21 protein-coding genes are annotated in these 25166 nt (G+C 36.9%); 13 read left to right on the forward strand and 8 right to left on the reverse strand.

What is annotated here, in order from left to right; genetic code table 11:
• Positions 1-191: 191 nt before the first annotated feature.
• The 13 genes from JMN12_RS07890 to JMN12_RS07950 all read left to right on the forward strand — a co-directional run bounded on the left by JMN12_RS07890 (position 192) and on the right by JMN12_RS07950 (position 16670).
• Positions 192-3233: a SusC/RagA family TonB-linked outer membrane protein gene (locus tag JMN12_RS07890; RefSeq protein WP_203138440.1), complete on the forward strand. Its 3042-nt coding sequence runs from the start codon at positions 192-194 to the stop codon at positions 3231-3233.
• A gap of 12 nt (positions 3234-3245) precedes the next feature.
• A complete protein-coding gene (locus JMN12_RS07895; protein ID WP_203138450.1) occupies positions 3246-4916 on the forward strand; it encodes a RagB/SusD family nutrient uptake outer membrane protein in 1671 nt (556 codons plus the stop codon).
• A gap of 18 nt (positions 4917-4934) precedes the next feature.
• Positions 4935-6437, forward strand: a complete 1503-nt coding sequence (locus JMN12_RS07900) for a toxin-antitoxin system protein (RefSeq protein ID WP_088593974.1) — start codon at positions 4935-4937, stop codon at positions 6435-6437.
• 107 nt (positions 6438-6544) lie between these two features.
• Positions 6545-7342, forward strand: a complete 798-nt coding sequence (locus JMN12_RS07905) for a hypothetical protein (RefSeq protein WP_009411994.1) — start codon at positions 6545-6547, stop codon at positions 7340-7342.
• Positions 7343-7396: 54 nt separating this feature from the next.
• Positions 7397-8800: an aryl-sulfate sulfotransferase gene (locus JMN12_RS07910; protein ID WP_203138462.1), complete on the forward strand. Its 1404-nt coding sequence runs from the start codon at positions 7397-7399 to the stop codon at positions 8798-8800.
• An 11-nt stretch (positions 8801-8811) separates the two neighbouring features.
• Complete coding sequence (locus JMN12_RS07915) at positions 8812-11142, forward strand: family 20 glycosylhydrolase (RefSeq protein WP_203138464.1); 2331 nt, start codon at positions 8812-8814, stop codon at positions 11140-11142.
• A gap of 652 nt (positions 11143-11794) precedes the next feature.
• Positions 11795-12535, forward strand: a complete 741-nt coding sequence (locus JMN12_RS07920) for a hypothetical protein (protein WP_203138465.1) — start codon at positions 11795-11797, stop codon at positions 12533-12535.
• Positions 12536-12550: 15 nt separating this feature from the next.
• Positions 12551-13249, forward strand: coding sequence for a hypothetical protein (locus tag JMN12_RS07925; RefSeq protein WP_203138466.1), 699 nt, complete (start codon positions 12551-12553; stop codon positions 13247-13249).
• A 21-nt stretch (positions 13250-13270) separates the two neighbouring features.
• Positions 13271-13618 (forward strand): hypothetical protein, encoded by a 348-nt coding sequence (locus JMN12_RS07930; RefSeq protein WP_238423853.1) that lies wholly within the window; start codon positions 13271-13273, stop codon positions 13616-13618.
• A gap of 14 nt (positions 13619-13632) precedes the next feature.
• Entirely contained in the window at positions 13633-14460 is an 828-nt protein-coding gene (locus JMN12_RS07935; protein ID WP_203138468.1) for a hypothetical protein, read from the forward strand.
• Between the two features lie 15 nt (positions 14461-14475).
• On the forward strand, positions 14476-15465 hold the full coding sequence (locus tag JMN12_RS07940; protein ID WP_203138473.1) for a tetratricopeptide repeat protein: 990 nt from the start codon (positions 14476-14478) through the stop codon (positions 15463-15465).
• A gap of 57 nt (positions 15466-15522) precedes the next feature.
• Positions 15523-16143: a hypothetical protein gene (locus tag JMN12_RS07945; protein ID WP_203138475.1), complete on the forward strand. Its 621-nt coding sequence runs from the start codon at positions 15523-15525 to the stop codon at positions 16141-16143.
• A 5-nt stretch (positions 16144-16148) separates the two neighbouring features.
• Positions 16149-16670, forward strand: a complete 522-nt coding sequence (locus tag JMN12_RS07950) for a hypothetical protein (RefSeq protein ID WP_203138477.1) — start codon at positions 16149-16151, stop codon at positions 16668-16670.
• 97 nt (positions 16671-16767) lie between these two features.
• On the opposite strand, the gene creD is transcribed toward JMN12_RS07950, so the two are convergent.
• The 8 genes from creD to JMN12_RS07990 all read right to left on the reverse strand — a co-directional run.
• Positions 16768-18114 carry a cell envelope integrity protein CreD gene (gene creD / locus JMN12_RS07955; RefSeq protein ID WP_034554979.1) on the reverse strand — a complete coding sequence of 449 codons (1347 nt, stop codon included), beginning with the start codon at positions 18112-18114 and terminating at the stop codon, positions 16768-16770.
• 152 nt (positions 18115-18266) lie between these two features.
• On the reverse strand, positions 18267-18569 hold the full coding sequence (locus JMN12_RS07960) for a winged helix-turn-helix domain-containing protein (RefSeq protein WP_009412004.1): 303 nt from the start codon (positions 18567-18569) through the stop codon (positions 18267-18269).
• A 38-nt stretch (positions 18570-18607) separates the two neighbouring features.
• Positions 18608-19060: a hypothetical protein gene (locus JMN12_RS07965; protein WP_198475627.1), complete on the reverse strand. Its 453-nt coding sequence runs from the start codon at positions 19058-19060 to the stop codon at positions 18608-18610.
• A gap of 10 nt (positions 19061-19070) precedes the next feature.
• Entirely contained in the window at positions 19071-19817 is a 747-nt protein-coding gene (locus JMN12_RS07970) for a hypothetical protein (RefSeq protein WP_203138479.1), read from the reverse strand.
• A 6-nt stretch (positions 19818-19823) separates the two neighbouring features.
• Entirely contained in the window at positions 19824-20441 is a 618-nt protein-coding gene (locus JMN12_RS07975) for a hypothetical protein (protein WP_203138481.1), read from the reverse strand.
• Positions 20442-20624: 183 nt separating this feature from the next.
• Positions 20625-22595: an OmpA family protein gene (locus JMN12_RS07980; protein WP_203138483.1), complete on the reverse strand. Its 1971-nt coding sequence runs from the start codon at positions 22593-22595 to the stop codon at positions 20625-20627.
• 47 nt (positions 22596-22642) lie between these two features.
• Entirely contained in the window at positions 22643-23557 is a 915-nt protein-coding gene (locus tag JMN12_RS07985) for a type IX secretion system membrane protein PorP/SprF (RefSeq protein ID WP_198466954.1), read from the reverse strand.
• Positions 23558-23672: 115 nt separating this feature from the next.
• On the reverse strand, positions 23673-25166 hold a 1494-nt coding region (locus JMN12_RS07990; protein ID WP_203138484.1), incomplete at its 5' end, for a gliding motility-associated C-terminal domain-containing protein.

A 25166-nucleotide genomic window follows, 5' to 3' on the forward strand; every position in this document is an offset into this window, starting at 1 on the left:
CTTATTAAAAGCTGTTTGATACTTTCGGACAGCTTTTTTTATGAAATTACCTCTTTTATGATCTGTTGATTTACAAATATTTAGAAGCTATTAGACGATTTTATACCTTTTTTAGACAACAAAAGGAATCGTTTATGCACGTTATTTATACTTTTGTGTCATCAAACGATACAAAAACAAACAACCATTGTATGAAAAGAAATCTATTTTTATCAGTTCTACTATTATTAGTGAGTTGGAGTTATGCACAACAACGCACCATTCGTGGAACTGTCAGCGATGCTACTACTAAGGAGCCTTTGATGAGTGCTTCAGTAGTAGTGAAAGGAACTACCAAAGGTGTCAGCACCGATATGGATGGTAAATACTCCATAGATGTAGCGGTGGGACAGACCTTAGAAGTCTCTTTTATGGGGTATGTAACCCAGAATGTAAAAGTAACTGCCAATACCCCTGTGCCTTTGCACATTGCTTTGGCTGATGAACAAAAAAAGCTCGAGGAAGTTGTAGTTGTGGGGTATGGAGTTACTAAAAAACGCGACTTAGCAGGTGCTATCACCTCTATTAAAACAGACGATGTGAAAGCTGGGGTAGTAGCCGATATGTCGCAGATGCTCAAAGGGCGTGCATCAGGTGTACAAGTACGTCAGAATTCATTAGAACCTGGTGGTAATGTATCTATCCGTGTACGTGGTGCTTCTTCTGTGAGTGCCGATAATGAACCCTTATATGTAATCGACGGATTTCAAACCGACAATATGTCGCAAATTAGTATAGACGACATCGAGTCTATAGAAATCTTAAAAGATGCTTCTACCACTGCTATTTATGGCGCTCGTGGTGCCAATGGGGTCATCCTTATCACTACTAAAAAAGGTAAAGAAGGTTCTTTCAATGTAGAGTATTCTAACCAAACGGCTTTTAAAAATATGTATAACCCTTGGGATTTACTCGATGCTGGTGAAACCATTGCTCTTACTCGCCGCCTATATAATGAAACTGGGTTAGCTAAATATAATAAATGGACTGCTGCTCAAGCTACTTACCGCGGTAAAGGTACCGATTGGCTCAAAGAAACTACTCACGATGCTTTTACTGTATTACATCAACTTTCAGTATCAGGAGGTACCGACCGCCTTTCTGCTTTTATGTCGGCTAATTACCTCACTGAACCTGGTATATTGCTCAATACTGATTATAGCCGTTACGGCGGACGTGTGAATTTACAGTACAAAATTAGCCAAAAAGTAAGAGCTGGAGCTAATATGAACTTTTCCCAGTCTAAAAAGAAATTCTTAGATATGGGTACTATCTCTTCCGATAAAAATATAATGTACCGTATTTTTAACTTAGAGCCTTGGAAAAACAAAGAAGGTTTTGATGTCTTTGGAATTAAAGCTCGTCGTCCAGCAGTGTTCGAAGAAATGAATGGAGCTCAACTCTATCGCCATTTCAATACGATGTATGCTACCGCTTATGCCGATATTGACCTATTGCCTTCTCTTACTATCAACGGTCGTTACACCTATGCTTACGACCATCTAAAAACCGAAAAATACTATGACCGCTCTACCTCTATCGGTCAAGCTTATAAAGGTCAAGCCTTCCTTAGTCACGAAGAAAACGTAAAACACCAAATTGAAGGTGTTGCTACTTATCACCCTAAAATGGAAGGTAAACACGATATAAAAGTAACCGCAGGTACTTCTTACATTTATCAAAGAGGCAAAGGTGATGAAGTTCAAGCCTATGGTTTCGCTTCTGATGTCTTCTCCTTCAAAAACATCGGCGCTGCTCAACACTTAGATTGGATAGGATCCGGAGAATCTTCTATTAAAAAAGGTTCTGTTTTTGGTCGTGCTGAGTACATTTTTAACAACCGTTATATCCTAAATGCTTCTGTTCGTGCCGATGGTTCTTCAGTGTTTGGAGCCGACTATCGTTGGGGAATTTTCCCCGCAGGCTCTTTAGCTTGGCACTTAGGCGAAGAAAAATTTATGGCTTGGACAAAACCCGTGATTTCTCGTATCAAATTGCGCACCAGTTACGGCCTTAGCGGTAATGATGGTATCCGATTTGGACTCTCTCAATACCAATATTCTGTACGCGATGTGTACATAGGAGGTACTGAAGGCACTAAAGGTATGTATCCTTCCAACCCCTATAATCCAAAACTCCGTTGGGAAACTACCGCACAATGGAATGCAGGTATTGATTTGAATATTGCAAGTGTTGAACTCAGTTTTGACTACTATATAAAGCGTACTCACGATTTGTTAAACCCCGACCCTATTCACCCTTCTGGTGGCTTCCCTAACTATGTAAACGATGGCCGCCGTTTCGAGTATACCGCTATGATGGTAAACGATGGTGAAGTAGAAAATCGCGGATATGAAATAGCTATCAAATCTACTAATATTAATAAAAAAGGATTTACGTGGAATACCGCTTTCAATTTTGCTCACAACCGCAGCGAAGTGTTAAAACTCAATGATGGCAAACCTCGTTTCCAATACATACGCCCTCACGGTTCTTATGAAGAAAAAGAATATATGATGCTCAAAGAAGGTGAACCGCTCAGTGCTATCTATGGTTATGTGTTCGACGGTATTATCCAGCAAGGAGAACAATATGCCCCTCAAATCAAATCTGTGCCTGGTGATCCTAAGTTTAAAGACCTTAATGGCGATGGTAAAATAGACGAAAACGACCGTACTGTACTAGGAACTGGTATCCCTAAAACTATCATTGGGCTCAACAATAGCTTTACTTATAAAGATTTTGACTTCTCTTTCTTCTTTGAAGCTTCTTTAGGTGCTAAAATGCTCAACCTTACACGCATCTACCTCGAAGATAACAATCGTTTAGCCGCCTCATCCGATCGCTGGACTCGCGCTCACGCTTCCAATAGCGTTCCTCGTAACGGCTATCAAAAAAATGACGGTTTGCTTTATGGCTCCTATGTAAACTCTCGCTTCGTAGAAGATGCCGATTTTGTAAAACTCCGCAATATCGAATTAGGGTATACTTTCAATGGTAACAAATGGAATATGAAAACCCTCAAAACAATGCGTATGTTCGTAGGTGGTCAAAATCTGCTCACCTTTACTAAATATCAAGGTTTTGACCCCGATATCAGTACCAATGGTAGCAGTGCCATCGCACAAGGGTTAGATTTGAACTCTTATCCTGCTTATCGCACTATCAACTTTGGAGTGAAATTAACATTTTAACACTAAAAGAAAATGAAAACGAATTACAAACTATATATCTTAGTAGCTACCTTAGGCTTATCATTTACAGCTTGTGAACTAAAAGAGGATCTCTCCTCTGTTTACAACGTAAATAATGCCTACACTACTGAAGAAAACGCTCAAGAAGGGGTAAATGGTATCTATAGATATTTAAACTCTGCCACTCACCCAAGTACCTTCTACATCAACGACCTTTCTACCGATGATGGATTCAAAGAAGGTAACGACTTCGAAATTTTAAATAATAATGGGCTTGCAGGTAACATCCAATTATTAACAAGCTATAATGGCAATTGGCAAATGATAGGTTGTGCCAATACTGCTATTGATAATATAGCAATGATACCCGAAACCCGTTTTAAAACCGCCGATAAGAAAGTAGAACTTTTAGCCGAAGCTCACTTTATGCGCGCTTTCGCCTACTATCAGCTCACTAACACTTTCTACCGTGTTCCTCTAATTACCAATGGTTACTATGCTGCTACCGCTAATCCTACTTTAGCTACTGTAGAAGAACTCGATAACCAAATTGAACAAGACTTGCTTATCGCAACTAATAATTTACCTCTAGAGTGGAGTGTAAACGGAAGTGATGCTGGTCGACCTACCAAAGGGGCTGCTTATGGTTACTTAATGCGTCTCTATATGCGTAAAGCAGGCCGCCTACGCGAAGAAGGTAGTGATGCTACTGCTGCTTGGCAAGCCGCTTTAGTTTATGCTAACCAAGTAATCGCTACTGGTAAATACACCTTGCTCGCGCACCCCTTCGATCCTTTCGACCCACGTACACGTGCTTCTCTTTACAACAGCGAAATTATCTTTGCAGTGCGTAGTAGTGAATCAGTACCCTCAGGAGCTTCCGATTTAGCACTCTATTTCACTTCTTGGGATTACAACAAAGGTTGGGACATCTTCAATGTGCCTTTAGAACTCTATTGGCAGTTTGATAGTAGCGACGAACGACTAACCCAATTTATCAAAGGCGAATTTTTAAATGTTAATGATGCCAATCAAAAATATGTCGCTCCTACTTTAACTCAAATGGGCACCCTCAACAACGAGGCTTCAAGCCCTCGTATTACAGAGCTCGCCAATGTGTATACCGATAAGTATTTCTACGAAAAAGCAGGTACTTACAATTATAATACACCCAATAATCTACCTCTATTGCGCTATGCCGATGTACTGCTCTCTAAAGCCGAAATACTCAATGAACTCAATGGCCCTAATCAAGAATCTGTAGATTTGATAAACCAAATACGCCAAAGAGCTTTTCAAGGTAGTTCTCACAATTACATCTTGGCTAATTTCCCTACAAAAGAAGAAATGCGTAGCAAATTGTGCGACGAACGCCTCTTTGAATTTAATATGGAAGGCTTGCGCCGTATCGACCTTATCCGTATGGGCTTGTGGAAAGATCGCTTAGATAAGTATATGGACACTATCAAACAAAAATTAGAAATTAAACAAACTAATCTCAATGCGAGAAGAGACCCTAATGTAGTAAAAAAACCTTACGACTTAAGCCCTCAATGGAAAGTATATCCTAAGTTCAACAGTCCTCTAAAAGTGTACGATATGCGTCGTTATTACCCTATACCAAGCGTATATAGCAATAAATTTCCCGACTTGCAAAATAACCGCTCCTTTAGAGAACAATAATTTTAAACATAACAAAATATGAAAACCTATACTAAACCTATACTAATAGTTGCAGCGATACTCAGCACCATCAGCTGTAGTAAAAGCGATGTTGATGGGCGTTTTAGTGAGAACCCTAAAAGTGAGATAGGCACACCTCAAACAGGCTCCGCTGATACTGCCAAACAAATCAAATGGAATTTCGACAACATCAACGATTGGATCAATGCCAGTCAAGGTGAAAACGCCAATGTTTCACAAACCTCTCTCGAAAGCAATACACAAGCTGAAGACGGTAAAGTAGTGAAAATCTATACCGAAGCCAATACGCAACAACGCAAAAAGCTCAAAACCAAAAAACAATACGGTGCTGGGCTCTATACTTGGCGTACCTATATTTCCGACTTGGGAGCCACTGAACGCGTGAGCATAGGTTCTTGGTTGTGGAATAGCGACAAACACGAACTCGATTTTGAAGTGGGTTCTGGTACCGCTAAAGAACGTGAAACCCTTAAAACTTCCGATGACGAAGTGATTGCCTACATTACCAGTCAAGATAATCCTTTTGTACAACAAAAAATAAAAATCAAAAAGAATGCTTGGCATACCTTTAAAATCGACTTGCAATTAATTGGCGATAAATATTTTGCAACTTGGATTATCGATGAGGTAAAATGTGCCGCTCAACAGCTTAACTACGGTCAAGAACACCCTTTCCACATCTTCTGTAGTACCGAAAATCTTAAATTTATAGGTGATAACTGGCCTTACCAAGAAAACTATGGCTTGTGGGATTATGTAACTTATACCCCTTATTCTTACTCTATAGCCCCTGTAGAACCTTCTACACAAACAAATCCAATAGACGAAACCCCTGAACCCGATAAAGGAGAAGTAAAACGCTGGGATTTCAATACTTTCCCTAATGATTGGGGCAAATGGACAAATGTAGGAGCTGATGGACCTGCCTTTAGCAAATTAGATAACGGCAAATTAATCCTTACCACCAATTCCTATTGCAATGTGTCAAAAGCATATTACAAACCTCAAGTAGGATATGGTAAATACACTTGCTCTATCCGTTTGCCTGAAGTAAACGAGTCGGCTAAAATACAAATGGGAATGATTCTCTATTTCTATACCGATACCCCAAAAACTATAGAACGCTTGTTCCAAATGGTAGCTCGTTATGGAAAAGATGAAGACCGCACTCGCCTCGGTGCTAAACAAGGTGAAATGCTCTTGTTTATCGCTTCTGCCGAACCTGGTTTGTCAAGCTACAAACAAGTCTTACAACCTAATAAAGATTATAAATTCACCATCGAATTGAAAAAAGCAGGTAATAAATATGTTGCGGTATATTATTTAGATGATAAACCAATACAAACACTTAAAACTAACTTTGGTGAAGATGACTTTAAGTTTGAATTAGGTATCAGTGCCGAATCTAATAGAGGCGATTGGCTACCTGGTAATAAACTGGAAGATCCTACTAAAAAATATAACGCTACTTTCAACTTTATTGAATATACCGCCTATTAGTAGTGAATCAATGTTTATCTCTATAAATGGCAAATTGATTTTTTCCAAAAAGGGGCTATCCTCTCTCATAGCCCCTTTTTCTTAAAAAAGAAAACTAATAAAATTATATGAAACAACTAAACCTATTTTTAACTTTTGCTTTTTTGAGCCTTTGTGCGAGTTGCAGCAAACAATCAAATGATATTCCTGAAGTAACCATTGATAAAACCAAAGTAATGCTATGGGATTTTAAATCTCTCAATGGTTGGTTATTAGGCAATCAGGATGAGGATTACCCGCAAGGAAAGGACAAAGAAACTTATGCTAAAGCAGTAAGTGATTCTTACGCCAAAGATGGATGGGCTATGAAAATATGGACAAAAGCTTATACTGAACAACGCAAAAAACAAAAAACAGTACACCGTTACGGGGCTGGTATCTACACTTGGCGCACCTACATTCCACCAATGGAAACTGGTGCGTGGGCAAGTATAGGCTCTTTCTTGTATAACAGTGAAGGACACGAAATAGATTTTGAAGTAGGCTCAGGTGATGCTAAACGCAGAAAGAAATTAGGCGCAAAAGAAGGTCAGGTCGTAGTGTTTATGACCAGCCAAAATAATCCTTGGGCTCAAAATGCTGAAGTACTTATAGATAGTGACCAATGGCATACTTTCCAAATAAAATTAACTATCAACCCTCAAAATAACCATTACATTGCTACGTGGCTCATCGATGGAGTACAACACCTCCAGAAAGAACTCAACTACGGACAACAATATCCTTTCCGCATCTTTTGCAGTGTAGAAAATATAGATTTTATAGGCGACCATATCCCTACTAAAGACCATTATGCTTTATGGGATTATGTGATGTATGAACCTTTTACTAATGCTATTGAACCTGTAAATCCTGATAATGAATAACGCTTTCCCTCATTAAAACAATTGAAAAAAACTTAAATATAAACCTAAATAAATATGAAAAAATCGATTATTATTTTGTTTATAACCATAGGAGTAGTTTTAATCTCTTGTAAAAAAGATGATAACATCGCTACTTATCAAGGCTCCCTAACTGATTTTTCGGTGGCTTTGAGTGGAACAAATCTCCTTCGTGCCGAAGTAACTGCTACTTTTAGCAGTGAAACGTCTTTCCGCATTTTCTATTGGGAAGTGAGCAACCCCTCACAAGTGCAACACACCAATACTTATCAAGGAAAAGGAACTGAACACAAAACTCTGCTATTCCTAAAACCCGAAACCGAATACGCTTGCAAAATTAGCTATGGCAACGGATTAGAAACTGAAGCAAAACACTTTAAAACTAAAAGTGTACAATCATTTTTGCCAAATGCTACTCTGCAAGAAGATAAACTAAAAGACCCCATCAAAGGATATCTGTTAGCAAACGACCGTAAATCAAATAATATTTACCTAATGGATATGAACGGAACTGTAGTGTGGTATGAACCCGTACCCGATACTCCTGCAGTAGTGAACTACAACCCTCGTACACAACAATTCTACTTGCTCACCGATGCTCCTTCCGAAGGACTCTTTGTGTTCAACGCTAAAAAGCTAAAAATAATAGACCTTTTTGGCAATATTGTGTTACAAAAAGAATTCGCTTCTATCCCCGAACTGAAAAACCGCGAAGTACACCACGAATGCCGCCCTCTACCCGATGGCAATATAGGTTTAGTAACCTATATTCACCAAACAGTAGACCTCAGTAGCAAAGGTGGCTCTCAAACAGATACCGTTACAGGCGACGGCTTTGTGATTATGAATACCCAAGGAGAAATCGTAAAAAAATGGAGCTGTTTTGACCACCTAAATCCGCTTGATCATCCTAATATCACAACTAAAAAAGTGAAAGAAGACTGGATTCACGCCAATTCTATCGACCAAGATAGCGAAGGCAATTACTATATGACCACCAATCGCGATAGCGAGCTCTGGAAAATCAATGGTAAAACAGGCGAATTGATGTATCGTGTGGGTGAAAACGGAACTATTAAACCTACCGAAAACCTCTTGTCTCACGGTATCCATTGTGCTGTGGTACAAGCTCCTAACGAAGTGTTAGTGATTGACAACGCACGCGAAAACAAAACTACAGGGTCAAGAGCACTTATATATAAAGTAAACGAACATAGTAAAACTGTAAGTGTACCTTTAGAAGTCGCCTTGCCTAAAGGACAATTTTCAACCACTCGCAGCAATGTTCAATTCATAGATAACCAGCACGTACTTTTTGCCTTGAGTACTCAAAAACAAGTGCTCATTACCAACAGAAATACCACTCCTGAAATATATCGCACACTATTGTTGCCACAAACTTTTTATCGCGTAACCTATATACCAACAATCCAATATTAAACAATTTTCCAATGAAAAAACTTTTATTCAGCACGCTTGCCTTGTGTTTGATGGCTTGCTGTAAAGAAACAAAACCTGTAGTGAATTACGAGGTAATTCCACTACCACAATCCATTGAATACACTGAGCAAGAGCCTTTTCAATTAGATGCCAAAACGGTTATTACTTATCCGCAAGGCAACGCTTTACAGGAAAAGAACGCTTCCTTTTTAGCTTCTTATATCCAAGAACTTTCAGGAATGCCTATAAAAACACAAGCTGGAGTAACCAATGGCAAACGCATTGTATTGAAAACCGATTTGCAAAATGCAAACCAAGAGGCTTATCAGCTCACTGTAACAAGCGACCAAATAACTATTGATGGGGCAAGCCCTGCCGGTGTGTTCTACGGTATTCAAACTTTGCGCAAATCTATTGATGTAACTCACCCTAAAGCCTTAGTTTTTCCAACCGTAGTTATAAACGATGCCCCTCGCTTTGCTTATCGCGGTATGCACTTTGATGTGAGCCGTCATTTCTTTACTGTAGATTTCATCAAGCAGTATATTGATATACTTGCACTCCATAACCTCAATAAGTTCCATTGGCATCTCACCGATGACCAAGGTTGGCGTATAGAAATCAAAAAATACCCTCGCCTTACTGAGGTAGGTTCAATGCGTAAAGAAACACTTATTGGGCATTTGCTCAAAGATAAACCCCATCAATTCGACGGCAAACCCTATGGCGGATACTACACTCAAGAGCAAATAAAGGAAATTGTAAAATACGCTCAAGACCGCTATATCACCATTATCCCCGAAATTGATATACCTGGGCATACCCTCGCTGTACTCACCGCTTATCCTGAGTTAGGTTGTACTGGTAAAGATTATGCTGTAGGCACCAAATGGGGTGTGTTTGACGATGTGCTTTGTGCTGGCAACGAGGCTTCATACAAGTTCTTAGAAGACGTTTTTGATGAACTTACCGAACTTTTCCCTTCTAAATACATTCATATAGGAGGTGATGAGTGTCCCAAAACACGTTGGAAAGAATGTCCTAAATGTCAGGCTAAAATCAAAGCTTTGGGTTTAAAAGGCGATGGAGAACACACTGCCGAGCAACAATTGCAAGGTTATGTAGTATCGCGCATAGAGCAATTCCTAAAAAAGAAAGGCAGAGAAGTAATTGGCTGGGACGAGATTTTAGAGGGTAACAACATCTCACAAGATGCGATTGTAATGTCGTGGCGAGGCACCGAAGGGGGTATCGCAGCAGCACAACGCCACAACCGTGCTATTATGACCCCTCACTACAGTTTGTATTTCGATTATAATCAAGGAGAAGACCCTACCAAAGAACCGCTTTCCATAGGTGAATACCTCCCCGTAAAAAAGGTATATGACTACGAGCCTATCGACCCTAAACTCACTCCTGAACAAGGTAAATACATCTTAGGAGCACAAGCCAATCTATGGACAGAGTACATCGCGAGCCCTGCACACGCTCAATATATGCTTTTACCTCGATTAGCTGCCTTAGCCGAAGTGCAATGGACAGCCCCCGAGAAAAAGAATTTTCCTAATTTTCTAAAACGTTTGGGTAACCTGCTAAACTATTATCAGTTAAAAGGTTATCACTACGCCAAACACATAATGGGAGTTACCCCTGTAATCCAACCAGCTGCCAATAAAGACGGCATTCAAGTAGAGCTCCTCACCGTAGGTGATGGCAAAGTATACTACACTACCGATGGCTCTACCCCCAATGCGAGCAAAACACTCTACACCCAACCTATTAAGTTGAGCAATGAATTACTACTCAAAGCTGTTGCCGTACATAAGGATACTATAAGCGGAGTATTTAGCTATCAATCCTTATTCAACAAGGCTACTTACAAAAAAATACAATTACTCACCGGAACCAACCCTAAATATACTTTTGGAGGAGCTACTGCCTTAGTAGATGCCCAAATAGGTGAAGATTCTTATATCGATGGACATTGGGTAGGCTTCCCCGGTCGTGTAGGAGTAGAAGCAGTGATTGATTTGGGTAAAGAAGAAGAAATCAGCAATTTAAAAGCAGGTAGTTTAGCCGATACCCCTAACTGGATATTCCCCGCCTCAGAAGTTGCTATTTATAGTTCCCCCGATGGCAAAAACTTCCAGCTCATTGCTCAGCAACCTTTGAAAATCGCCGAAAAAACCGACCCTATCAAGCGAGTACCTATCAGTTTGAATTTTGCTAAAACTAAAACCCGTTATGTAAAAGTAGTGCTTAAAGGTACTATAATCCCCGAATGGCACGAAGGTAAAGGCACCCCTGCCCTACTCTTCGTAGATGAAATCCAACTAAATTAATTTTGAAAGATACATTTTTCATACGTAATATTGCTTTTATTTAAAAATTGTGTAATTACACAATGAGGGCTGCCAGATAAATCCGGCAGCCCCTTTTTTATCACCTGAAACCTGACACCTGATGCCTGACACCTGATACCTCTTTTACTTTGGCAAAGTTGCTCTCTCCCCGCAACACTTACTAACCATTGACTTTTAACCATTTACGATTTTACTACCAAAAATAAATGTTAAAATATTTGTATAGTATAAAAATTCGCCGTAACTATGCACCAAAATTAGACATATTAAAAGCATTAGCTTTTGTTCTGTTATCAGAAATCTGGTAAATTTCTATTACAACACAGAAGAAAGTAAATGCTCAGCCTATATAGGTGTGAGCTGACTTATCTGTGTTGTATGGCATACCAGAGCCTCTGATAGCAGATAGTGAAACTCACACTTTTTTATTATGTCTAAAAACGTTAGCTTTATTCTGCTATCAGGAATCTGGTAAATTCTTCAAATAGCACAACACAGAATGAGTTAGCCTAGTAGCAAAGGGAGCACAAAAGTGCTTTCCTTTGCTGTGTGCAACTTCTTCTAAAGAGTAAAGAATTCTTCGTTTTATCATAAAAAGTAGAAACTAATAATTTAAAATGTATTTACCAATATGAAACACTTATTATTTTTATGTTCTGTATTTTTTAGTTTTATAGCTCACTCTCAAGATCTTATCACTACTAAAAAAGGAGAAGATATCCAAACTAAAGTCTTGGAGATTAATACAACTGAAGTGAAATACAAAAAGGCAGAGAACTTAGAAGGGCCTATTTACACAATTCTTAAATCAGAGGTTTTAATGATACGTTATGCCAATGGTTCAAAAGATATTTTTACTGAACGTTTTCATACAATCAAGAAAGAAACGATGAAGCCTAAACAAGAAGAAATGATAATAGAAGTTGAACAAGACTCCATAAAAAAAACTATTACCCAAAACGGCAGAGAATTTTATCTAAATGGTCAATTAATCAATGGAGGGGAAATGAAAAGTTATCTATACAAAGATTCTGAAGCAAAGAAACAATGGAAAGGAGCTCAGGGCTTCCAAACTGGACAAATTATTTGTTCTATTTCTTCAGGTATTTGCCTTACTACAAGTGCTATTATGTTATTAGCAAATAGTTTAGCCAAAAATAGTGATACCAAACAAAACGAAATGAATTACAAAGTTTCCTTATATCCTTTAGTACCCGCATTAATTTTTATGATTCCTGCAGGTATATTCAATGGGCAAAAAAAGAAATTAAGATTAAGAGCTATTGAAACTTATAACCGAAATCAAGAAAAAAAGTTTGGAGTTTCCCCTATTATAGGTACTGATAAAGTAGGTTTAGTTGTACAATTTTAAATATATTTTACCAATATGAAACAGCTATCATTTTTATGTTTTACATTGTTTAGCTTTATAGCTTACTCTCAAGATCTTATCACTACTAAAAAAGGAGAAGATATCCAAACTAAAGTCTTGGAGATTAATACAACTGAAGTGAAATACAAAAAGGCAGACAACTTAGAAGGACCTATCTATACAATTCTAAAATCAGACATTTTAATAATACGTTATGCTAATGGGACAAAAGATATCTTTAATGAAGAAAAAGAAATTGTAAGTCCAAAAACAGAAAATAGTAAAGGTAATTATATGAGCTACAGACGTAATAGGTATTTTTTAGTAGGAGAAGATATCAGCAAAGATAAGATGATCTCTTTATTACAAGAAGATAAAGAGGCTTACTCCTATTATCAAAGAACAAATAGGTTAAAAATAGGCTCAGATATATGCGCAGTAGCAAGTATCATTTTTGGCACTACAAGTATTATTATTTCTCTCAATAATATTTCAAAAATAAGAGAAGGTAAAGGAACTCAATCAAATGGTCTTACAGCAAGAGCTACATTAATAGCAGGAGTAGCTTGCTTAATCCCTGCCATCATATTAAGTTCTGCTTCTAATAGAAACAAAAGAAGAGCTTTTGAAACTTACAACCGAAATCAAGAAAGAAAAGTAACCTTAGCACCTATTATTGGGAGAAATAGTATGGGGGTTACCATAAAATTTTAAAACAATATTACTCAATTAAATATGATAAAAAAAATAGTATTTTTAGTACTTTCCCTATTGATAGGAGCAAGCTCTTATGCACAACAAAAGAAAAAAACAGTTGCTAAAAGCTATACAACAGAACAAGCTGTGAGATATGCAGAAGATTACTTTGAATTTTACGAAGCTAATACTCTTTATAGAAACCCAATAGCAAGAAAATTGTCTAACAATGTGTTTCATATAAAAGTAGAAATCTGTACTTGCTACCCTAAAAGTTTCTGTTATGATGAAGAGGGGAATGAACGTGATTGTTGGCAAGCAAAAATATATACACTCACCATAGCTAATGGTGGAAAGTATAAAATGGAAGAAAAGTTTAACTATTAACCTAAAGCAGCACAATGAAAGACATATCACTTATTACATTTATCTTGTTGATTTTAATTAGTTGTCAACAGGATAGAAAAACACCAGAAATAGATGCAATTCCTAAAACAGATTGGCAGGAAATGAATCTAAAAGGAAATGTAGAATACATCCGAGAGATACCTTATGAAGTGATAAATGGAAGAAAACAAGCATTTTCTTATTATTTTTTAACGATAGATTCTGATGAGTATAGAAACCAAGAATTTTTTTTCAATGAAAAAGGAATGATCATAAAAAAAAGTGAATATGACACTGATAATAGAACTATTATTTTCTATTGGACCCCTGTTTTTGATGAAAAAGGCAGAATAAAAGAGCAAGATTGGAAAGGTATTAATGATTTGACAAAAATTACTTTTGTATATGATGAAAAAGGGTATAAAGTAGAAGAAAATAGGTATAATGGTAACTATTTAACTACTAAAATAATTTTTGAATATAGCAAAAAAGGCATTTTGGAAGAAGAAAAACTGTATGATAACAATAATCAACTAAGACAAAGAGTCCTTTATGAATATAATTCAGAGAAACAACACTTAATCAAGGAAAAACATGTGTCACTTGGAGGTAATTTTCTTAACATAAACAACCTTAAATTTGACAACATTACTGAGTACACTTACGATTCTAATGGAAATATTATTGAAAAATACGGCAGAAATGACAAAAACAATTACGACCTATATGATTATCGTTATGACTATAAGTATGATGATAAAGGTAATTGGATTCAATGTATAGAAACTCAAAAAGACGGAAGTAAAATCATTCGTGAAAGAGAAATTCGTTATCGAAAATAAATTAATTATTAATTCATGGAAATAGTAATACTGATAATAATATTTTTAGCTATAGGAGCTGTTCTGTATGGCTTCTTTCAATCTGCTTTTGATACTTCTGAAAGCACTGTTTTACAGACAACTTTAGAAAAAAAATCTCCACAGAAAAGTTTAGAAGAAACAGTAAATCAAATGCAGAGTGAAGAACTTTTAAGACAATCATTATTTTTGATTGCTCAGAATAATTATACAGAAGCATTACCTATTTTAGAACAAGCAGCTAACTTAGGAAATGCAGAGGCAATGTGTACTTTAGGTAAGCTATATGCTGAAGGAAAAGGTGTTGATAATAATATTCAAAAATCGTATGAATATTACAGTCTAGCTGCTCAAAAAGAACATCCTCAAGCGCAATACCAATTAGGAATGTGTTTCTTAGCGGGAAAAGGAGTATCTTCCGATGTACAACAGGCACAACAATGGATAGAAAAAGCGGCTCAAAATGACTATCCTGAAGCTTTAGAAATATTGAAAAGAATGGGGATTGAAGTAACTCCTATTCAAAAAACTGAAACAACTACAAGCAAAGAAACAATTAAACATACGAAGAAGAGAGGAGTACTTAGCAATGTGTTTGTGTCTACTTTCCTATTAGGAATTACCCTTTGGATAGTTTTTTTTGTGTTTGGGTTAATTGTTTTCAAAAGTCAATTTTCAGAACAAAATATTAAATTACAATCTTCCTATTTTGCGTTCATTATTAGCATTTTTGGAATGATATTAGGATTTATTTGTATATTGATAGCTTATTTTAAACCTAAAATATCTTCCCTAACATATATTATTATACTATTTATATCAACATGGATACCTACTCTCCTAATATATTTTGTAATGAATTATTTTTCAGAAAGAGGTCGTACTGAGGAATTTTGGGGAATAACCTTTACTTATGTAATAGCACTAATTGTTATTGGCATCTTTATCAAGTTATCTAAAAGTAAAAAGCCTATCATAAATTTTTAAGATATGAAAAGGATATTATTAATTTTAAACATTTTCTATATAGAAAATTACTAAAAAATGGAAAAGCAAAAACACTTACAGAACGAACTATTGAATACTATTAGCGAACTGTTAGATGATAGCAATATAAATTCTGTACTCATATTAGTACGCAGAACAGCTCGCTTTTTAATAGGTAATAATTTAGAAACGGGAGAAAATAAACGTTTAAATATCAATGAGTTTATCTTTGAAAATAATTTGTATCATTCCTTTTTCTCAGGAATTATGGGGTATTTTACCTTATTAGACCAATTAGGCTGTATTTTCTATGAAAAGCAACCTATCCGCAATGTGTTAAAGAAATATAGTGGTATCCCTAAAAAAGAACAAGAAGCTTTAGTTGGTCTTAGAAATTGCTTGGCTCATAACTATGGATTAGCCAACAAGTTTCACAATTTTTCACTAGTAGACAATATTGAGAACGAAAAAAGAGTAGTTGAGTTGCCAAAAGTAAAGAAAACGCAAGGAGATTATTCAAGTAAAGAAGAGTATTACACAAACGTGTATATTCACAACTTTACCTCTTTAGCAGAGGATATCTTTCGTAAAATGAAGGAAGATTTTTCTAATAATAAACTACGTCCCTTTATCACTAATATCAGTGAATTAAGAGCAAGATTTACAATCAAATATTAAACCCTATGAAAAACATTCTTCTTATCATTACCCTATTCACCTCCTTATCTCTCTTTTCACAAGTAAGAAAAGAAGTAGAAAATGGTATTTGGGTAACCTTTCCTAAAAATCCGCAGTATAGTGTAGCACAAGGGGCACGACAATATATTGTCCAAACAGACAACGCGGTATGTATGGTGCAGAGTGTAGACCTACCTCAACGCACCCAATATTTAACGGCTGAAAGAAACTTTTCAGAGGCAGAGAAAAAAGAAGTAGCAGATAGTTTTCCCAACAACTATACTCAAGGGGTAATGGCTTCCTCGGGCAATACCGCACAGATAAGCCCTATCAAAAAAGGAGCTCACTATGGTAGAAAAATAAGCTATTCAGCGATCAATCCTGCTACGGGTGAGGTTACCCAGCGCAGTAGTATAGTGCTTTTTGTCCGTGCTAAAGTAGTGTCGGTAGAATGTATTACAATGAACAACAGCTCCAAAGCTACTACCGAGATGAATAGCTTTTTAAACTCTATTACTGTGAGATAGTATTTTACAAAACATTTAAAACTTTGCCAAAAGTCATAGCCTTTATTGCTACAACTCTTGGCAAAGTCTTTCTTACTTCTTATCTTTTATCTCTTACCTACCCCCTGCTCTCCCACTCTACTTTTCGCGATACGTACATCACGATTGCCAAAATGGTGAACAAGCCAATACTGCCCACTAATAAAGCATAGTTTTCAAGCTGAATAATCACATAAATAAAGCCGTAGAGTGCTGCCAACGAAAGTCCTATAAAAATAGGAAACTTCTTGTTTTTCAGTATAGAAACGGAGTACAAACTGATAAGTCCTATCGTCATTAGCGATGATATAAAGTAAGCAAACGAGAAACTACTGTGTTCAGTAATAGAAATAAGTAAGGTATAGAACAAGATAAGGGATAAACCTATCATTGAGTATTGAAAGATATGAATCTTTATCTTGCTGATACTTTGTATCAAGAAGAATATCAAGAAAGTAAGAAAGATAACCAAATAACCGTATTTAGTAGCGCGTTCATTCTGTTGATATTGGTCTACAGGAATGATAAAATCTACATCATAAGTGTATTGCGCAATGCTTGGCAAACTTCCAAACGATTGTTGTGCAAACGGACGATTGATGTGCAACACCTTCCACGAAGCGTTAAACCCATTGGTATTTATCTGTTTGGTATAAGGCAAAAAGCTACCGGTAAAGCTGGGGTCAGCCCAATTGGAGGTAAGTGTGCCCTCGGTCGTCTTCCCGATAGGTACAATAGCTATCTTCTTGCTACCATCGTACTGCACCGTAAAACTAAACGACGGGTTAGCCAAAAACTCCTGATAGTTGATAAAACCTGTTTCAAGTGAGGACACCTCATTAGCTTTACTCTCATAGTCAGAGTAATAATTTTCATTATCACTTTGCTCATAGATAGGTTCAAAAGCGTAAGTCTTCCCCCCTAATTGAATGCTTACCCCGTTTTTGATACTTGCAAGATTAGTAGTGCGGATGAGAATTGTAGCCTTATCCCAACTGATATCCTCATTAGCAATTCCTTTAGTTGTAAAGTTAGGAGCTACATAACTACCTGTAAAATCCATAGTTGCATTAAACACCACCGACTCATAGTTATTGCGCTTCTTCACTTCAGTTTTTACATTCGAAGTATTTTTCAATTCCTCGGGGAAGAAATAAGCATATTGAGTTTCAAAAACGTTTTTGTTCTTGTCGCTATACACCTTATAAGGAATTTTGAGAATAGGTCCATAGAAAAAGACCTCGCGCCCCCACTTGCTATCAATCTCATTGATAACCTCCTGCTGACGTTCTTTGCGTTCTCTCACTAAGTTTTGCACTAATAAGAGCGGAATGAGCAATACCAAAGTAAGTGCCCCAATAAGCATCAAACGAAAAGTGTTTGATTGCCATACATTAGATGTTGTTGATGGTTTTTCTGGATACATAATATTTAAATTTACAATTAATAATTAACAATTAATAATCAACACTAAAGCGCTTTGTAATTCAAAGTGCGTGTATAAAAAAGAAAGGAGATAATATTCCTTCTTTACGGATTGTCCTCCTTCGGGGTTTCGGGGGCAAATTGGCAAATTTACTAATCTGCTAATTTCCCAATAATCTTCTCGAGTGCATTTAAATGTTCTTGGAAAGCCTCTCGACCCTTTTCTGTTACTTTATAAGCTGTATTAGTTTTGCGCCCTATAAACGATTTTTCAATAGTGATATACTCTTCAGCTTCTAAGGCACGGGTATGGCTTGCCAGATTGCCGTCAGTTACCCCTAAGAGTTCTTTTAGGGTATTAAAGTCGGCACTGTCATTGACCATCAACACCGACATTATTGCTAAGCGAATACGGTGGTCAAAAGCCTTATTGATATGTGCTAAAAAAGTTTTCAATTCAGATGTCAGATATCAAGTGTTAGGGATTAAAACTATTACTTTTTAGGTTTGATATAGAAATTTTTGTCGCTCAAAATATTAGTAATCATATATTTCCCTTTATTATTTTTCTTCAATTGATAATCTACGCAAGTTTTCTTCTTTTCCCAATCGGAGAGCAAAAAACATACTCTATATCTATCATTACCTAAAGAGGTAATTTTCAAACTGCGATTAAGAGTTTTTGCTTCATAGTCTTGTGCTTGTATAAAAGGGTCATATTCTGGTGAATTATCTTCGCGAGAGGGAGAAAATACTTTATTGAACAATTCCTTAGATACATATTTTAAAAATTGCTCTTCTTTCCATGAATTATCATCATATATTACTTTGTAAAACTCCTTCAAAGTAGCGATAGCCTTTTGGGTATCCGTATCATTGGTTTGTGCTTTTAGGCAGAGCCCTCCTATGAGGAATAATAGGGTTGTAATAAAAAATTTTGTCTTCATAGTATATTTATTATCCATCCCATCCTATATGGGTAATTTCTTTTCCTTCAAAATCTATTTCTAACAAATGATCAGGGGTAAAAATATCTCCTGCCGATATATGTGCCGAAATCTCTTTACCACCTACCCATATACTGCCACTGTAGACTTCCAAAGTGTTGTACCAATTGTCATCAGCCTGAGGTGTATATTCAGCGCAATGCTCATTGTAATAGCTAATGAGTGTCGCTTTAGCATCCGAAAGCCATTCTAAGTATTCCTTTATTTTGTTAAAACAGCTTTCTATAGGAGTATCTTTGTTTATAAAGAATGAAAAATCCTTTCCTTCTACTTCTTTGTTAAAAATCACTACTTTTTTCGCTGAAAGGATATACTCAATATCCAAACTAAATTCCTCTACTTTCTTGAAATCACCAATTTGAAAAGGTTGCTGTTTTTGCTTTGCTCTCAGTTTGCGAATATCCTTGATACAAAAAGTATTTTTATGCGTTTTGGCTTTATCTTCCAAAACTAATAGTTTGCTTTTCTCCTTATAATTAGTCGTATCTGCAATGCGTGAGAAAGTCTCATAAGCTGAGAGGTGGTATTCTAATAAGGTGTAAGTATCGGTAAGGATACGTTCTTCCTCTTTAGTGCGCTGGGTTTTAGCTTGCAAATCGTACAACAAATCGTACAATGCGATAGCTCCCTCGTGAGAACCTCCTGCTTTGCGAAAAGCATTAGAAGCATCGATATAGCGTTTTAAGATTTCGGTCATCATTTATTATTTTCGTTCATATTTGAAGTGCATAATGCCTCCATAGAGAATATGGCATACGCCAAAACCTAATGTCCAGAACAAGAGTCCGTAACCAGGGAAATATACAGCTAATAAGCCTAAAATAATTTCGGTAATACCGAGATAATGCACATCACCAAAGGTGTATTTACTCACGTTCACACACGCCAAACCGTAGAAAATAAGTGTCATAGGAGCTAACAGTCCGTAGTACTCATTTTTGATAAGCAACACACTGAGCAAGCCTCCTGTGAGTAGTGGAATCATAAAGTTATACAATGCTCTTTTAGCAGTAGGTGTTACTAAAGTTTCGCCATTGCGTTTGGCTTTACGCACTGAAAATAAGTAAGCTGTAAGAATAGAAGCTACAAGCACCGCTAAAGCAATAGCTATAATAGCTTTAAAAGTTTTGCTTTCGATATACACATACGGATAATAGTTATAATGGTGCTGCAATAATACATACACTCCTGCTGCTCCCATAAGAGCATACACACCTGCCAATACCCCCGAAAGTCCGCTAAGCGAAAGAAAAAGGGTAGATTTACGCATCATTTGGCGTATTTCACGTAGATCCTCTAAATATTTATTATTTTCTTCCATAGTGAAGCACTTTGTGCCGCAAAGTAACTACTAATAGTTGTAACTGCCAAATATTTTTGAAACAATTTGTAAAAATATTTTTCTAAACACTGAATTTGAATAGGTTACAAAATTAAAAACTTTGCCAAAGGTTGTAGTAATGTGTTACAACCTTTGGCAAAGTAAAAATATTGATATGTACAATTAGAATTGTACGATGATAAACTCACTTCGGCGGTTAGCTTGGTGTTCCTCTTCGGTACAAGGAACGCCATTAGAGCAACCATTTACCAATTGCGTTTCACCATACCCTTTACCTGTAATTCTGTTTTTATTAATACCGTGACTTACAATCCATTTGATAGTAGATTTAGCACGGCGCTCAGAAAGTGCTAAATTATATTTATCAGAACCACGGCTATCTGTATGCAAGCGTACATCTACTTTCATTGTAGGGTGTTCTTTCATTATAGCTACTATTTTAGCCAATTGTTCTGCAGCATCTTTGCGAATATTAGCCTTGTCATAATCAAAATAGATGTTTTCTATCTTCAGTACTTTAGCTAAATCAGTACCTACCTCTATTTTAGGGGTTGCTGGAGGAATCGGGGTGAGCAATACCTCTGCAGTTACTTTTTGGGTGCTATTGAGAGCTACTGATTGTTGTCCGGATTGGTATTGTTCTTTTTCTGATTTGAGTAGCAATTGCAAATCACCACAATCGGCAGTGTAGAGAAGGGTGAAGTGTCCTTCTTCATCGGCGGTAGTTTCTTCTAACAAAGTGTTGTTAGCTCCCCATAGCGTTACTTTTGTCATTGGTATAGTTTGCTTAGTATCAGCATCTTTTACCACCCCTGACAAGCTGTATTGACAAGTAAAACGCAAAGGTGTATGCTCATAAAAGCTATAAATATCATCGCTTCCTTTTCCTTCAGGGCGGTTAGAAGTGAGATAACCTATCTTAGTTTTACTATTGATAACATAACAAAAATCATCTTCAGCACTATTGGCGGGACGCCCTATGTTTACAGGTTTAGTAATAGGGTTACCTTCTTCATCTAATTTCACTGCATAGATATCCAAACCACCCAAACCTGGAAAACCATCAGATGAATAGTAAAGGATATTATCGTCTGACACGAAAGGAAAAGACTCGCGTCCTGAAGTATTGATACGATCACCTAAGTTTTCAGGTTTTCCATAACCACTTTTGAGGATTTTAGCACGATAGATATCTGAAGAGCCTAAAGTACCTTTCATATCCGATGAAAAGTAAATGTACTTGCCATCAGGACTGAGAGCAGGGTGTGCCACGCTGTGGATATTACTATTGAAAGGCAATTCTTGTACATCACCCCATTTGCCGTGTTTATCTTTAGTTGCTTTAAAGATTTTGAGGAGCACGGTTTGGTCTCCATTAGTTTTCACTTCGTTGTTGATGAAGTTGTTACGAGTGAAATACATTGTGTTGCCATCTTTGGTAAAGGCAGCTGTTGATTCATTGAATTTGGTGTTGATACCGTTCAATTTAGCTTTTTTAGTAGCTTTCAAGCTATCGGTATTGGCTTCGTAAAGGCTATAGAAATTATCCCCTGTCCAATCGGAACGGCGCTTGAGGAATCCGCTTTTAGAAGTAGCATATACGATGTTATCACCATAGAACGCTGTGCCATATTCCGATTTTTTAGTATTGATTTCTAACAAATTGAGCTCCATACGCCCTGAATTGCGTTTTACTTCGGCTTGATAATCTCTATTTTTGAGAAAAAGGGCAGCACGCGTATCTTGTTTGCCAGCCAATTCAACAAACTTATCCATTATCTTATCAGATTTATCGTAATCGCCCACAGTTTTGAGAGTTTGGGCATAACGATAGTAATATTCAGGTTTGATATTGAAAGGCTTGTTAGTTTTAGCATCTTTGCCTTCAAAAAGCTTGGCATACCACTTATTAGCTTGTTGATAATCGGCGTTGTAGTAATAAGCATTACCGAGATTTTCTAAAAGTTCTTGAGGTTGAGTACCTCTTTTGGCAATACTCTCATAAGCGTTGATAGCCTCTACATAATCTAAGTTTTTATAATGTTGAGCTGCTTTTTTGAGAGCATCTTTTTCATTTTGGGCATAGCCCATTTGTAGAGCTATTAGTGTAATAGCTAAAAGAAATTTTTTCATAAGTTTAATTTTCTTTTTTATTTTATGCTTAAATTTTTCTTTTGATGTTAGAAGAATCGAGGAGATACGATTTTTTTGTAGGTTTTTACCAATTCATAACGCAAGAAGATTTCGTGTGAACCTGAGTTGTATTTGCGCAATTCGGTAGTTTCAAAATCATATCCATACCCTGCAAACCAACGGTCGTTGATTTGAAAACCTGCCATTACACTCACCGCTGCCGACCAGCGATAAGCCCCTCCTATCACAAATTTTTCGTTGAACATAAAGTTTGCTGAGAAGTCTAACTGCAAAGGAGCTCCAAAGGATACTTTCGATAGTACAGCGGGTTTGAATTTTGTATTCTCAGTAAGATCAAATACATAACCTCCTATCAAATATAGGTGTTGTGAATTTTTTAACACTGATACTGAACTGTTATTATAATGAGTTGTTTCGAGCATATTAGGCACTGAAAAACCTATGTAGTATTTATCGGTATACCAATAAACTCCAGCTCCTATGTTAGGTGAAAATACGCTCTCTGTGCCCTCAAGACTGGGATCAGAATTATCTTGTTTGCGCAGTTCGTTATAATCTATTTGAAATATACTTGCTGATCCATTGATACCAAAAGCTAACTTAGAATTTTCAAAGTTTAGGGTATACGATACATCTATTGCCAAATCGGTTTGGGTTTGAGGCCCTATACTTTCGCGGAAGATACTCCCGCCCAAGCCTATATTGCGCAAGCGTTCCATTGGTTGGTGATAACTGATGCTCCCATTGGTAGGTGCTCCACTGATACCTACCCATTGAGTACGAAACATTCCAAAGAGGCTCCCCACTTCACGCGACCCTGTATAAGCAGGGTTAAAGAGCATCGTATTATACATATACTGAGTATATTGAGATTCTTGTTGGGCAAAAATCTCGGTACAGAATAACATTGTTAGTGCTGAAAAAACTGCTTTTTTAATCATTTTATTAAACTTTCTATACTTATTTTATCTTGTTAAATTTGGAGTAAAATCGGGCAAAGGTACATATTTTTTCGCAATAACACAGCTTCTCGTGAAAAATATTTTCACTTAGTGTTTATTTTTTCAAATATAACCAACCTATTTTTCTTTGTTTTTGATGGTTTTCATCGGTATATTCTATAAAGTAAAAATAAGTACCTATGGGTAATTCTAAAGATTTTTTAACAGTCACTTCCCCTTGTGTAAAACCTTTAAACGATTGGTTTTTATTATCATAGCCGGTTACTTCAAATACTTTAAGTCCGTTTTTATTATAAATTCGGACTATATTCTCAGGGTATTTTTCAATGCCTCCTATATAGAAATAATCATTTTTGTTATCCCCATTGAGAGAGATACCATTATAAGGAGTTAGTAAAGTGGCAGGGTTATCATCTTGAGGTTGAGGAGGTATAGGAGGTGTAGGAGTAGTAGGAGTAAGCACATCAGGCACAATTACTTCAACTGTTGTAGCGTCGCAAATGGTGAGATTTTCTATACACAACTCATAATTAAGTGTATAAGTTCCTGCAGGTGTATGAGTAGGCACAAGTACATCACCTGTGGCTGTATCTATGTAAGGTTCTTTATCGGTAGGTTCTTCGGCTTCGATATTGATATCGTCGTCGGGTAGTTCGATAGGGTTATCGTTGATCATATCGTTATCCAATATATTTCCAACGATTGTATTCCCCGTATAAGTGAATGTATCGGGTGTTACCACCAAGGTAGGAGGCGGTGTGGAGGGAGGAATTACGGACACCCTCACCGTAGCACTATCACAATTAGAACGATGATGTACATCGCAAATGCGATATTCCAAAGTATATGTACCAATGGGTGTAGCTTGAGGAATAAGTACATTTCCTGCTAAACTAACTGACAAAATATAAAAATTATTACTGTCTTTGCTACCGCCAATGGCTTGGAAATTAACCAAAGAAGCATCAACCATTTGATCGCCTATACTATCGTTGTGGTATATACTTTCGGTAATGGTAGTCGTTCCTATAGTAACAGTATATGTATCATGGCGAGCTACAACGGGAAGAATCGGGATTTCAGTTATCACCACTGTAATGGTAGCCGTAGCACAATTATGTATGTCGTTCATATCACAAATGCGATATTGTAAAGTATAAGTACCCGTAGGAGTACCTTGAGGAATAAGGATATTTCCCGCTAAATTAACCGACAGAATGTAGAAGTTATTACGGTCTTTGTTACCTCCAATCGCTTGAAAATTAACCAAAGAAGTGTTAGCCGTTTGCTCACCTATACTATCGTTGTGGTATATACTTTCGGTAATGGTAGTCGTTCCAACTGTAACGGTATACGTATCATCACGCGCAATCACGAGAGGTTTGCTAACAATTACCGTAACAGTAGCCAACCCACTGCAATTATAAGGAGCTACTTTGGCACAAAGACTGTAGGTTAGCGTATAAATACCTGCAGAAGTATTTGCGGGTAGGACAACTTCACCCGTAGAAGTAGCAATGTATGGCGCATTTGCCGATGCAGTAGTAGTGCTGATAGTAACACTCGCTGTGGTTATCGATTGAGTGTT

The sequence above is a fragment of the Capnocytophaga genosp. AHN8471 genome (assembly GCF_016806945.1).
In the GTDB taxonomy this organism is placed as follows: Bacteria; Bacteroidota; Bacteroidia; order Flavobacteriales; family Flavobacteriaceae; genus Capnocytophaga; species Capnocytophaga periodontitidis.

What these genes read in the sequence shown, in the direction of transcription:
- JMN12_RS07900 (WP_088593974.1), top strand. Translation starts at nt 4,935, where the DNA reads ATGAAAACCTATACTAAACCTATACTAATAGTTGCAGCGATACTCAGC.
- JMN12_RS07975 (WP_203138481.1), bottom strand. Translation starts at nt 20,441, where the DNA reads ATGGAAGAAAATAATAAATATTTAGAGGATCTACGTGAAATACGCCAA.
- JMN12_RS07895 (WP_203138450.1), top strand. Translation starts at nt 3,246, where the DNA reads ATGAAAACGAATTACAAACTATATATCTTAGTAGCTACCTTAGGCTTA.
- JMN12_RS07910 (WP_203138462.1), top strand. Translation starts at nt 7,397, where the DNA reads ATGAAAAAATCGATTATTATTTTGTTTATAACCATAGGAGTAGTTTTA.
- JMN12_RS07930 (WP_238423853.1), top strand. Translation starts at nt 13,271, where the DNA reads ATGATAAAAAAAATAGTATTTTTAGTACTTTCCCTATTGATAGGAGCA.
- JMN12_RS07970 (WP_203138479.1), bottom strand. Translation starts at nt 19,817, where the DNA reads ATGACCGAAATCTTAAAACGCTATATCGATGCTTCTAATGCTTTTCGC.
- JMN12_RS07940 (WP_203138473.1), top strand. Translation starts at nt 14,476, where the DNA reads ATGGAAATAGTAATACTGATAATAATATTTTTAGCTATAGGAGCTGTT.
- JMN12_RS07920 (WP_203138465.1), top strand. Translation starts at nt 11,795, where the DNA reads ATGAAACACTTATTATTTTTATGTTCTGTATTTTTTAGTTTTATAGCT.
- JMN12_RS07915 (WP_203138464.1), top strand. Translation starts at nt 8,812, where the DNA reads ATGAAAAAACTTTTATTCAGCACGCTTGCCTTGTGTTTGATGGCTTGC.
- JMN12_RS07950 (WP_203138477.1), top strand. Translation starts at nt 16,149, where the DNA reads ATGAAAAACATTCTTCTTATCATTACCCTATTCACCTCCTTATCTCTC.
- creD (WP_034554979.1), bottom strand. Translation starts at nt 18,114, where the DNA reads ATGTATCCAGAAAAACCATCAACAACATCTAATGTATGGCAATCAAAC.
- JMN12_RS07985 (WP_198466954.1), bottom strand. Translation starts at nt 23,557, where the DNA reads ATGATTAAAAAAGCAGTTTTTTCAGCACTAACAATGTTATTCTGTACC.
- JMN12_RS07965 (WP_198475627.1), bottom strand. Translation starts at nt 19,060, where the DNA reads ATGAAGACAAAATTTTTTATTACAACCCTATTATTCCTCATAGGAGGG.
- JMN12_RS07945 (WP_203138475.1), top strand. Translation starts at nt 15,523, where the DNA reads ATGGAAAAGCAAAAACACTTACAGAACGAACTATTGAATACTATTAGC.
- JMN12_RS07925 (WP_203138466.1), top strand. Translation starts at nt 12,551, where the DNA reads ATGAAACAGCTATCATTTTTATGTTTTACATTGTTTAGCTTTATAGCT.
- JMN12_RS07890 (WP_203138440.1), top strand. Translation starts at nt 192, where the DNA reads ATGAAAAGAAATCTATTTTTATCAGTTCTACTATTATTAGTGAGTTGG.
- JMN12_RS07935 (WP_203138468.1), top strand. Translation starts at nt 13,633, where the DNA reads ATGAAAGACATATCACTTATTACATTTATCTTGTTGATTTTAATTAGT.
- JMN12_RS07980 (WP_203138483.1), bottom strand. Translation starts at nt 22,595, where the DNA reads ATGAAAAAATTTCTTTTAGCTATTACACTAATAGCTCTACAAATGGGC.
- JMN12_RS07905 (WP_009411994.1), top strand. Translation starts at nt 6,545, where the DNA reads ATGAAACAACTAAACCTATTTTTAACTTTTGCTTTTTTGAGCCTTTGT.